The sequence below is a fragment of the Pseudonocardia sp. NPDC049154 genome, assembly GCF_040648315.1.
Lineage (GTDB): Bacteria > Actinomycetota > Actinomycetes > Mycobacteriales > Pseudonocardiaceae > Pseudonocardia.
This window is the reverse complement of record NZ_JBEZDN010000104.1, coordinates 22,072-28,071: the sequence shown is the minus strand read 5'-3', so window position 1 is coordinate 28,071 and position 6,000 is coordinate 22,072. Positions and strand designations below refer to the sequence as shown.

Genomic DNA, 6,000 nt, shown 5'->3' with positions numbered 1-6,000 from the left:
GCGCTCTCGCTCATCAGGTATGAGCGAGAGCGCCGTTCGCTCCTCGAGGGCGATCAGAGCATCGGCTGCCGGGCCCGGTGCCGGGCGGTCGTCCTCGACTCGAAGTGCGCCGCCACCTTCGGGAGCGGCCGGGTCTCGTCGGTGTCGGCCGCGGTCGTCGCCCGCGGGGCGCCCGCCCCGGTCAGCGCCCGGACCTCCATCTCGGCGTAGAGCCGGTCGTCGCCGGCGTCGCGGCGGCCGAACCAGGTGCCGAGCGCGCCCAGCAGGAACGACAGCGGGATGGACACGATCCCCGGGTTGGCCAGCGGGAAGAAGGCGAAGTCTGCGGCGGGCAGCATCGACGTCGGTGCCCCGGACACCGCCGGGGAGAACACGACCAGGACGATCGCCACGGACATGCCGCCGTACATGCTCCACAGGGCGCCGCTGGTGGTGAATCGCTTCCAGAACAGCGAGTAGACCAGCGACGGCATGTTGGCCGACGCCCCGACGGCGAACGCGAGCGCGACCAGCACCGCGACGTTCTGCCCGATCGCCACGATGCCGCCCAGGATCCCCAGCACCCCGACGACGAGCGCCGTCCGCCGCGCGACCCGCACCTCCTCGGCCGGCGCCGCGCTCCCGCGCTTGACGATGTTGGCGTACACGTCGTGGGCGAAGGACGCCGACGCGGTGATGGTCAGGCCCGCCACCACCGCCAGGATGGTCGCGAAGGCGACGGCGGCGACGATCCCCAGCAGCAGCTCGCCACCGAGCCGGAAGGCCAGCAGCGGCGCCGCCGAGTTCGACGCGCCGGGCGACTTCATGATCGTCTCTGGCCCGACGAGCGCGGTGGCCGCCGTGCCGATGACCAGCACCATCAGGAAGAACGCGCCGATCAGCCAGATCGCCCACACGACCGACTTCCGGGCCTGCTTGGCGTCGGGGACGGTGTAGAAGCGCATCAGGATGTGCGGCAGGCTCGCCGGGCCGAGGATCGCGGCCAGCGACAACGAGATGAAGTCGATCTTCGACAGCTCGGTGCGGCCGTACTGCAGGCCCGGGGCGAGCACCTTGTCGCCCTGCGGGCTGGTCTCGGCCGCCTGGCCGAGGAGCGCGGAGACGTCGAAGCCGTGCCGGCCCAGCGCCCAGAAGGACAGCACGAGCCCGGTGACCATCAGGGCGCAGGCCTTGAGGATCTGCACCCAGGTGGTGCCCTTCATGCCGCCGACCAGCACGTAGACGATCATCAGGCCGCCGACGACCGCGATCACCAGCGCCTGCCCGGCCTTCCCGGTGATCCCGAGCAGCAGGGCGACGAGGCCGCCCGCGCCGGCGATCTGGGCGATCAGGTAGAGCACCGAGACCAGCAGGGTCGAGGTGGCGGCCGCGGCCCGGACCGGACGGCGGCGCAGCCGGAAGCTCAGGACGTCGCCCATCGTGTAGCGGCCGGTGTTGCGCAGCCACTCCGCGATGAGGAGCAGCGCGAACAGCCACCCGACGAACGAGCCGATCGCGTAGAGCATGCCGTCGTAGCCGAAGACGGCGACCGTGCCGGCGATGCCGAGGAAGGCGGCGGCGGACAGGTAGTCACCGGCCAGGGCGACGCCGTTCTGCGCGCCCGTGAAGGCGCGGCCGCCGGTGTAGTAGTCCGCCGCGCTCTGGTTCGCGCGTGCGACCCGGAAGACGACGACCAGGGTCAGCAGCACGAACGCACCGAAGACCGTGATCGTGGTCAGGGGACTGCCGAGGCCGTTCGGGGCGGCGCTCAGGGCAAGTGGATTCGACACCATCGGCTCCTCCTGGGCCATATGGTGGATCAGCGATCGGCGCGCGTTGTGCCCCGAATGGCTGTATGGCCCTGGGCCACTCAACGACGAGGTCACCGGGAGGTCACGTCCGGGCTATCGAAAGGGGGTAGCGGGCACCCCCGATCGCGCTGCTCCGTGCCCGAACGGCGTTTCTCGTTCACCAGAGATGAGCGACGGGATCGCTCACCGGGCCGCAAACGCGGAGAGCCCCCGCCGCGGTGTGCGACGGGGGCTCCGGTGCGCCGGGATCAGTCGTCCGGGTCGTCCGTGACGTCCGTGGCGGAGGCGTGCCCGTTGGAGGAGCTCTTCACCGTGGCGCGGCTGCGGCTCGAGCGGCGCTGCGCCGGGCGCGGGGGCGGCGGCGGGGTCGGGGCGGGGCCGCCGTGCCCACGGCCGAGGATGAGCTCGGCGAAGGTGGCCATGGCCTCGTCGAGCTGGCCGGCGTTGCGCCGCTCGGACTCCTCGTTGGCCTTGGTGACGAGCGCGGTGACCGAGGTCGTGTCGGGGCGGGCCCGCAGCACGGAGTCGAGGTCGCCCAACCGGCCGTCGACCGAGCTGCCCAGCGCGGAGATCTTCTCGTCGACCGCACCGGTGAGCTCGCCGAGCTTCTCGCCCAGCCCGTTCTCGACGGCGTCGACCCGGCCCGCCACCGCCTCGAGCCGGCCCGCGAGGATCTCCAGGCGCTCGGCCAGCGAGTCGAGCGCCTCGGTCGGGTCGACCGCGGGCCGCCCGGCGAGGTCCTCGAGCCGGCGGTGCAGCCCGACGCTGGTGTCGCCGAGCAGGTTGCGGACGCCCTCGTTGGACTCGTCCATCGCGCGCAGGGCGCCGTCGAGCTGCTCGCGCACCATCTTCTCGACGCCGTCGACCCGCTCCCGGATCGGCGTCGCGACCGCGTTGGGCATCGCGTCGAGCCGCATCTCGTGCCGGTCGAGGCGGTTGTCCAGGTCGTCGAGCCGCTTGTGCAGCCCGCCGAGCCGGTCGTCGAGGCCGTCCATCCGGCCGGAGACGCCCTCGAGGCGCCCGGCCATGCCGTCGAGCCGGCCGTCGAGCTGGGCGAAGGGTTTGGCGAGCTTGTCCGGCAGCGACTCGATCGCCCGGAGCACGGAGGCGAGCACGGCCTCCTGCGCGTCGACCTTCTGGACCGTCTCGTCGAGGCGCTCGGCGAGCACGCCGACCTCGGTGCGGTCCGGCAGCTCGGTGAGCCGCTTGCGGACGGTGCCCAGCGCGTCGAGGGCGGAGAGCCGCGCGTGGATCTCGTCGAGGGAGTCGAAGACCTGTTGCTGTTCGGAGTCGCGGATCTCGGCCGCGCGCATGAGCATGCCGCGCATCCGGTCGAACGACATCGTCGAGTTATCGCTCATTGGCGCCTGGTGCTTCCTGTGATCCGGATGGGGGAGCGGGGAACGCTGCACTGAGGGTAGCGAGCCCGTGGAACCGGCAGACACGGAGTCACCACTAGGCCGACCGGGTGGCACCCGTCCGGCCTGATTCGCCCGATCCGGCCTGGTCGGAAGGGGGTATACGGTGCCCCGGTGACCGCCCCGCTCACCCCGGACTCGATCCGTTCCGCCCCGAAGGTCCTGCTGCACGACCACCTCGACGGCGGCCTGCGGGCCGGTACCGTCGTGGCGCTCGCCGACGCCGTCGGGTACGACAGTCTGCCCACCCGCGACCCCGAGGAGCTGGCCGGGTGGTTCCTCGGCGCCGCTCACTCCGGGTCACTGGAACGTTACCTGGAGACCTTCGGCCACACGGTGGCGGTGATGCAGACGCGCGAGGCGCTGGTGCGCGTCGCGCGGGAGGCCGCGGAGGACCTGGCGGCCGACGGCGTGGTGTACGCGGAGATCCGGTTCGCCCCCGAGCTGCACGTGGAGCGGGGCCTGGATCTCGACGGCGTCGTGCAGGCCGTGCTGGAGGGGTTCGAGCGCGGCTCCTCGGGCCGCGGGATCACGGTGCGCTGCCTGCTCACGGCCATGCGGCACGCCGCCCGGTCGCAGGAGATCGCCGAGCTGGCCGTGCGGTACCGGGACGCCGGGGTCGTCGGGTTCGACATCGCCGGCGCGGAGAAGGGCTTCCCGCCCACCCGGCACCTCGACGCGTTCGACTACGTCCGACAGCAGAACGCGCACGTCACCATCCACGCCGGCGAGGCCTTCGGGCTGCCGTCGATCTGGGAGGCGCTGCAGTTCTGCGGGGCCGACCGGCTCGGGCACGGCGTCCGGATCGTCGACGACATCACCGTCCGCTCGGACGGGACCGCCGAGCTCGGCCGCCTCGCCGCGTGGGTGCGGGACATGCGGATCCCGCTGGAGATGTGCCCGACGTCCAACGTGCACACCGGTGCCGCGACCAGCCTCGCCGACCACCCCATCGGCCTGCTCCGCGACCTGCGCTTCCGCGTCACCGTGAACACGGACAACCGGCTGATGTCCGGCTGTTCCATGACCTCGGAGATGGCCGCGCTCGTCGACACCTTCGGCTGGGGGTGGGAGGACCTCCGCTGGCTGACGATCAACGCCATGAAGAGCGCGTTCCTGCACTTCGACAAGCGGCTGGCGATCATCGACGAGGTGATCAAGCCGGGGTACGACGCCCTCGTGGCATGAGCGAGCGGCGCTCTCGCTCCCCAGGTATGAGCGAGAGCGCCGTTCACGGGGTCGGGGCGGTGTCAGCGGTGGTGCAGGCGGGCCTCGGTGGCGTGCACCAGCTCCCGCCAGCGGGCGGCCTCGGTGTCGAACGGCGGGCTGGGCGCGAGCCGGGTGGGGTTGGGCCGGATCACGAAGGACACCAGCCAGCCCAGGCTCTCGGACTCCGCCAGCGCGCGGGCCGGCTCGGGGTCGCCCGCCCATTCGGCGACGTCGAGGACCAGCTCGGTGGCCAGGTCCAGCTGGGTCGGGTCGACCTGCAGGGTGCCCTCGGCGATGTCGTCGTCGATCCCGACCAGCACGTAGTCGTTGAGGTCGTCGACCACCACGTCGAGCTCCCCGACGGCGGCCTTGTCGAGCACGTCCTGCCAGGTCGAGGCGGCGACGAGGTCGTTGTCGTCCTTGCCGCCGTCGGCCAGCCAGCGGGCCAGCGCGCGCTCGGAGTCGAACACGTCGACGCGCCCGCCCGAGCCGAGGAACACCGGCCTGTCGTCGAGGTAGCAGCGCAGGGTGACCCACTGGCCCGCGGAGGTGGTGATCCGGATCGGGTCGATCCCGATCTCCTCCCAGAACCCGACCGGCCCCTCGGCCTCGGCCTCCGCGAGCTCGGCCTCGTCCTCGGCGACCTGCTCGGTGATCGCCTCCTCGTCGGCGCGCTCGCGGGCGGCCTCCTCGAGGGTCTCGTCGTCCGTGTCGTCCCCCTCGACGTCGTCGACGGCCAGGACGGACTCCGCGTCGGCGATCCGCGCGGCGAGGGCCTCGGCCTCCTTCTCGGCGCCGGCGAGCGCCCGGGCGTCGACCTCGGGGGTGGCGATGAGGGCGTCGAGCGCGTCGACGACCTCGTCCCAGTGGTCCTGCACGGTCTGGGCGAGCTGGGTCCACAGCCGCCGGCCCTCGCGCCCGGCGAACGGGAGGGTGCCCTGGTCGAGCAGCGCGAAGCCCGGGGCCGAGTCGAGGACGGCCGTGACCTCCTCGAGGTCGCAGACGTCGGCGAAGGAGCGGACCATCGCGGTGATCTCGGCGAGCTCGCCGATCGTCCACGTGTCCGGCTCCTCGGCGACCAGCTCCGGGACGCCGATGACGTCGAAGCGGCGCGTCTCCTCGGGGGTCAGCTCCGCCACGGTCAGCGTGGGCACGACCGGCCAGGCCGGGTGGTCGGCGAGGTCGTGCGCGGTCTCCGTGCGGACGTACGCGGCGAGCCGCGCGACCTCCGGGAACGCGAAGACCGCGTCGTCGTCGCCGAGGAAGGCCTCCCACTCCTCGCCGTCCTCGCGCCACCGGGGCGCCCAGAGGGTGACGAGGTCGCCCTCGGTCAGGGACAGCTGGATCGGGACGATGTCGCTTGCCACGGCGGCGATGCTAGCGGCGGCACCTGAGTGCCGCCCCGTCCGTGCACCACCCGCCGGGCGGTCCCGGGCGTGCACCACGCAGGGAGGGTCCGGACGATCGGTCCCGAAGGGGCGCACCCGGTTCGAGGGGTGTCGCCCTTGTGCCGGGGAGCGTCGGGGAGCGTGGTGCCGGTTCCGGCACCGAGGGTTCCTCGCGGGGCCGGGGAACCGGTGGAC

At 72.7% G+C, this 6,000-nt stretch carries 4 protein-coding genes; 1 reads left to right on the top strand and 3 read right to left on the bottom strand.

Features of this window, described 5'->3' with window-relative positions; genetic code table 11:
* Positions 1–53: 53 nt before the first annotated feature.
* Both AB0B41_RS33065 and AB0B41_RS33060 read right to left on the bottom strand, forming a co-directional pair.
* Positions 54–1,772: a cation acetate symporter gene (locus AB0B41_RS33065; protein ID WP_358210359.1), complete on the bottom strand. Its 1,719-nt coding sequence runs from the start codon at positions 1,770–1,772 to the stop codon at positions 54–56.
* Between the two features lie 266 nt (positions 1,773–2,038).
* Positions 2,039–3,151 (bottom strand): PA containing protein, encoded by a 1,113-nt coding sequence (locus AB0B41_RS33060; RefSeq protein WP_358210357.1) that lies wholly within the window; start codon positions 3,149–3,151, stop codon positions 2,039–2,041.
* Positions 3,152–3,322: 171 nt separating this feature from the next.
* Between AB0B41_RS33060 and AB0B41_RS33055 the strand changes: the two genes are divergently transcribed.
* Positions 3,323–4,396: an adenosine deaminase gene (locus tag AB0B41_RS33055; protein ID WP_358210355.1), complete on the top strand. Its 1,074-nt coding sequence runs from the start codon at positions 3,323–3,325 to the stop codon at positions 4,394–4,396.
* A gap of 62 nt (positions 4,397–4,458) precedes the next feature.
* On the opposite strand, the gene AB0B41_RS33050 is transcribed toward AB0B41_RS33055, so the two are convergent.
* Positions 4,459–5,784, bottom strand: a complete 1,326-nt coding sequence (locus AB0B41_RS33050) for a primosomal protein (RefSeq protein ID WP_358210353.1) — start codon at positions 5,782–5,784, stop codon at positions 4,459–4,461.
* Positions 5,785–6,000 lie beyond the last annotated feature (216 nt).

Bases quoted from the DNA above. Each gene is read 5' to 3' on its own strand.
- AB0B41_RS33060 (WP_358210357.1), bottom strand. From the start codon at position 3,151: ATGAGCGATAACTCGACGATGTCGTTCGACCGGATGCGCGGCATGCTC.
- AB0B41_RS33065 (WP_358210359.1), bottom strand. From the start codon at position 1,772: ATGGTGTCGAATCCACTTGCCCTGAGCGCCGCCCCGAACGGCCTCGGC.